1 protein-coding gene is annotated in these 6,038 nt (G+C 37.5%); it reads right to left on the bottom strand.

What is annotated here, in order from left to right:
• Positions 1-5,143 (bottom strand): GLUG motif-containing protein (locus FTV48_RS13875; protein WP_180000720.1); only part of this gene is annotated, 5,143 nt, incomplete at its 3' end.
• Positions 5,144-6,038 lie beyond the last annotated feature (895 nt).

The following is a 6,038-nucleotide window of genomic DNA, read 5'->3' as shown; positions in this document are numbered from 1 at the left end:
CTTCTGGAGTCGTTGGCTCGTCTGGAATTGTCGGTTGCTCTGGAGTCGCTGGCTCTTCCGGATTCGTTGGCTCATCTGGAATTGTCGGTTGCTCTGGAGTTGTTGGCTCTTCCGGAATTGTCGGTTGCTCTGGAGTCGTTGGCTCGTCTGGAATTGTCGGTTGCTCTGGAGTTGTTGGCTCGTCTGGAATTGTCGGTTGCTCTGGAGTTGTTGGCTCGTCTGGAGTTATCGGTTGCTCTGGAGTCGTTGGCAAATCTGGGATGACAGCATTATCAACAATCTTTAACATGCCTGCAGTAAAGACTAATTCATAGTTTTGATCAGTACCACTCACGTTGTTGTAATAAGTACCTGCCAAAGTTCCACTTGCACCAGTTGCTGTAACATTAGTTAATGCCAGTTCGGTGTCACCGCCTACCAGACCTTCAACTGTAAATCCAGTCACACTGTTCGACTGTCCGCTATAGGTTGCTGTTAGACTATTACCAATGACTTGCAATTTGGCTTTTTCAATATCTGCTTGGGTTTGTTGGTTGCTGACTAATTCATAATTGGCTGCATCAACACCAGTAATTTCACCCATAACATTCACAACTTTGTTTTTACCCGCATTCTTATCTATGAATTGACCCGTAGTCAAAAAATTCACAGTGTCACCTTCGACTACATCTTGTAATTGACCATTTAACACAGCATGGGTACTACCATCATAGACTTTATCTTGCGCACTGATGGTGCCTGTAACTTGTTTTTTAGCAATATCCAAAATGCCATTTTCATACAGAATATTATAGTTTTTTGAAGATTCAGCACCACCAACGACATTTTCATAATGTCCAGCATTACGACCACTTGCAGCTGTATTGAAAATTTCACCTAATACGGTTTGTTGGTCATTACCCTTTAAACCTGAAACATTAAAGCCACTTACATTTTGATTTTTTCCATCATAAACTGTATTCAGACTATTTCCCGTTACCGTTGCAGTAGCTTTAGTAATGGTATACGTCCCACTTTTAAAGGAAATATCATAATTATTATTACCATTTGTATTAGCATAACCCACAGCATGTGTGTAAATGCCTGCATCTTGGCGGGTTGCCACCGCATTAATACTATTCCTAATAGTATCTTCGGTTTCACCTGCAACTAAACCTTCAGCAGTGAAACTATTAATGCGCTGTAAAGCACCATTGTATTCACGTGTTTCATCATTTGCCGTGACGGTAATTTTTTTCTTAGCAATGACAAATTCACCATCTTGATAATTAATATCGTAGTTTTGCGTTTCGGTATTTTCACCACTGACTTTATTTTTATAGATACCCGCATCTTTTGCAGAGACCCCACTGACTTCAATTTTACCAAGCAACGACTGATTTTCACTATTCACCATACCTTCTACGGTATAGCTCGGCTTATCCATTGACTGAGTTTGACCATTATAAATCTTACCGGTTTCACTCGAGCCTTTGACAGTCACCTGCGCCTTGTCAATAATTAAGCTGCCTTCATTCCCAATAAAGTCATAACCATGCTGATCATTAGAATAATAGGTCGCTTTATATTCACCCGCATTCGTCCCCTTGATTTCCCCATCTGCCACAAATTTATTTGTATCCAGACCTAAAACATCTGCAAATAATTGTTCTTTCCCGTTATATACCGTTTTTTTGTCTTTTAAACCTAAATCAATCTTAATTAAAAACTGACGTAAAAATGGAATTGTCTTGCCTTCATATATACGCCAAACCGCACTTGTACCCCCTAATTTGCTATTTTCATCTAAAAATAGAAAACTATCGGCAGATCTCATCTCGTCAGTGGTTAAGCCTTTCGTTTCATCCGTACCTTGACCAATCCCAGCAGTATTCTGCTCTTTATCCCAATAAGTCGTAGTCACTGTACCTGCGTTATGACCTACCACTGCACCAGTTTGGGTAACACCTTCCACTCGACCCATCGTAAATGCATTTTTAACTGTGCTATTTATACCCTGCTGACCAATCAAGCCACCGATCTGACTCTGGCCAGAGACATTGCCTGTGCTATAAACATCTTGAATATCGGCATTATTTAAACCAATCAAGCCCCCAACCTGATCTTGACCATTTACCTTGGCTTTACTGTAAACAGCTTGAAGTATTTGCTCATTATTCCCGATAAGACCACCCACTTTACTTTGTCCACGTACTTCACCTGTACTGTAAACACCTTCAAGTAAGCCTTGGTTTTTACCGACAAGACCACCAACATCATTACGACCTGTAACTTGAATATCGGTTACACCAACATTTTTAACTGCCCCTTTGTTAACACCGATCAAACCAACTTGATCTTTGCCTTCATTTAGCATAAAGACATCAGAAATTTGATAGCCTAGACCATTCATTACACCAGTAAAGGCTTGGTCTGTGCTGCCCAAGGACTCAAAACCTTGACCATCACCACTACTCCAAGTTGATGTTACCCTCGCATCAATATCATTACCTAAAATATAGTGACCATCTAATTTTTGATTTACTGCTTGAAGTTGATGAATGTTTTGGATCACCGAGTAAGCAATATCACCCTCACCTTTCAACTTAACTTCGTTACTGCCTTTATGGCCTCTTAGAAAAGCTGTTGTTTGATTATCTGCATTATTCCAAATACCATCAAAATCAAAACCCGTATAGTTTTCAGCATTAAACATTTGTTCACTACCTAAACCATTGCTTTCAGCACTACCTGCACTGGTGCTTTGACCTGTCTTTTCTTTATCCCAAACACTATTGAATACGGTGCCTTTGACATTTTTTGCAACCAAACCACCACTTTGGGCGTCCTGTGCATTCACGGTGACTTTTCCAGCAGCATAACTAGTGTTCAATGTAGAATCTAGAATCTCACCCACTAAACCGCCAACAATTGTTTCTCCAGTCACAGCTCCTACTGCATAACTGTCCTTAATTTCGGAACCATAATATGAATTACCAGCCAGACCACCTACGTTTTGTATACCAGTGACATCTCCAGTCGTATAACTTCGTTGAATTGTGGCATTGTTGTTATTGTCACCAACGAGACCACCAACGATCTCATCCCCTGTGACATTTCCTGTTGCGTATGAATTTTTAATATGGGCATTGTCGTTACCGCCAACCAAACCTCCGACATAACTTGAATATGCCCCACCCGTTACATCACCTGTGGCATAGGAGTCTTGAATTTTACCGTCATAATTCCCCCCAACCAAACCACCGATCGTGCCATAACCTTTTACATCGGCATGACTGAAACTGTTTTCAATCAGGCTATTGGTACTGTTGCCGACCAAACCACCGACAAAGCTATCGCCTTGAATGGAACCATTTTTTACTCCAACATTGCGTACTTGAGCATCTTGTAGATAACCAAATAAACCTACGCCAAAGTTATAAGGACGATCAATCGTCAGATTGGATACGGTATGCCCGAGACCATCAAAATAACCGCTAAACTCACCATCAAACTCATTACCAAGTGGATTAAAACCAGCATCACCTTCTGCACCCCAGTTTTTGGTTGCATTTGCGTCAATGTCAGCACCTAGTACATAATTTTCTGCAAGATCACCATTAATACCTTGTAGGTCTTGAGCAGTAACAGAGCCTTCCGTGCCCAGTTCAGTAATGACGGTATAGTTTTTTGTCGCGTCACCACCTTTTTTTGTACTGAAGTTTTGGCCCGCTTTTAAATTGATCTTTGCACCATCTGCCAAATGATAATTTGCGTCTTGATTATTATTTTGACCATAAATCAATGCGACTTTACCATCTGAATGCTCTGAGGTAATGTTGGCATTGACGTTAATATCATTGTGAGCTTTCAATGTTAAGGTTGAAGCATTATTCCACGTTACATCAGCATTGACATGAATATCCCCCGCTTCATTTCCTGTACTTTGTGTTTCAATAATGACCGAAGTGCTGTGTAAATTGTTTTCTAATGTTTTTGCACCAATACCACTTCCAGTTTTTGCCGCCGTACCACCCTCAATAGTGAAATCAGTTGGGTCAATTAACCATGTTCCGGTTTTTCCTTCAGTTGATTGCGTTGAAACCTGTGTATTTTTATCAATTTTCACATTGGCCGCAGAAGTTTCAATAAAGCCACCATCTTGGCCATTTTGACCTTCTGCTTTTAGCGACCCACTGACTGTAGTTATGCCTGTTGCCATATCAGCCAATAAAATAATTTCGCCTTTCGCATTTTGTGTCAGACGGTTGGCTTCAATCACGCCACTATGATTGACCACTACTTTACTTAAATTATCACGAGCTTTTGCGGTTAAATACACAGCACCATTATTAGCAAGAACTGCACCGCTGTTATCGATTAAACCTTGTAAGGTTCCAATATCCACTTGGTATTCAGTCAAATCACCATCTTGCAAACGCAAAGTCACTTGGTCTGCTGCAGTAAAATGAATTACACCTTGATCAGCCTCGACATTCCCTGCATTGATGACAGTAGGTGCAATAAAGGCAACGACTCCACCATTGGCAATCACTGAACCATAGTTTTCAACTTTACCTTTACCACCCTGGTTTTTTAATGTGAAATTCCCACTGATAATATCGCCATCGTTTACATTTAAAGTAGATGCAACAATACCCCCTACATTTACTTGGGCAGTTTTAGAAAAAATCACCCCGTTCGGGTTAAGTAAGAAAACTTGTCCGTTTGCATTCAGTTTCCCCATAATTTTGCTAGCATTACTGTCCAGCACACGGTTGACTGCAATCGATGAAGCATTCGGTTGATAAAAATTTACAGTCGCTTCACGACCGATATTAAATTGATCCCAGTTAATTCCAACGTTCTGGCTATTTTGATGTACGTTGAGTGTATTGTTATTTTGACTGATTTGGGCAGAGCCTACCGTAATATTTCCACCTGTAGGCAATTGTGCATCGTAAATACTTGCCATTACAGAAATAGGCAATAATGCCAAGCTGAATAATGAAAGTCGTGCATAGCCCAATAATGTTTGTACAATAGGTTTTAGTTTGAATTCAGCTGATTTTTTAGTCCCTCGACAATGTCCTTTTTTTAATTCAGATGTGACTTGTGAACAACCTAGATTTTTGTTCCAAACTGTTTTATAAACCTTATTCATTTCCATAGTCCCCAAGATAAAATATCAGCCAAGCACATTCCTTTTTAATTTATGCTTAAATAATTTCTCTGCTTTATTCAACAAAAAGTAATTATAGAGCCACATAAAATCCAGCAAATATACAATATTTAAATTAAATTTAAAATCTAATTTTCATTTTAAATAAATAAAAAATTATTAAAAAAATAAGAGGATTTAAAAAATTGTCATAAACAGACACTAAGTGTCACTTGAGCATTATATATACAAAAAGAGTTTGATTTAAAAACAGATCAAAATCTAATTATAAATTTCAATTTTTTATATTTCTAAGAAATTTAATATAAAAATAACTGATCAAATTACCGATAGAGTAATAATTCTTTAATTATCTAAATATTTCCGCACAACCCACTATAAGCAGATATAAAAATTAAATTATTGTTTTTTATATTAAAAATAAAATATATATTTATAAAATTAGTTAAAATAGTTAAACATTCCCTCAGTTTATGTGATCAATTCTTCCAATATCAAAGTATTGAAAAACTCCACCACAAATACAAACCACAAACAAAACCAAGTCACATATTTATAAAAAAACAAACTACAGCTCAACTTATAATAAGAAATAAAATTCAAGCTTAATAATAAAAAACAACCAAATCTATTTTTTTAAATTAATAATAAAATTAATTCACATAATTTAAATGCTCGAATATATACATAAAAATTTAAATTAATATAATAACCCCTAAACACTGAATAATATAAAGACTATATTATCCTAAACCACCTTTCATTAAACGGATCAATTTTAATATGAAAATTGTGACAAAGAACTCACTAAACACATTATACTTGTGTGTTTGTGCAGCAATGTTATCTGCTTGTGGAGAATCGTCCTCTAACAACA

The sequence above is a fragment of the Acinetobacter sp. YH18001 genome (assembly GCF_013416975.1).
Taxonomy (GTDB): Bacteria; Pseudomonadota; Gammaproteobacteria; order Pseudomonadales; family Moraxellaceae; genus Acinetobacter; species Acinetobacter pseudolwoffii.
The sequence above is the reverse complement of the archived record's forward strand: the minus strand, read 5'-3'. Positions and strand labels throughout refer to the sequence as shown.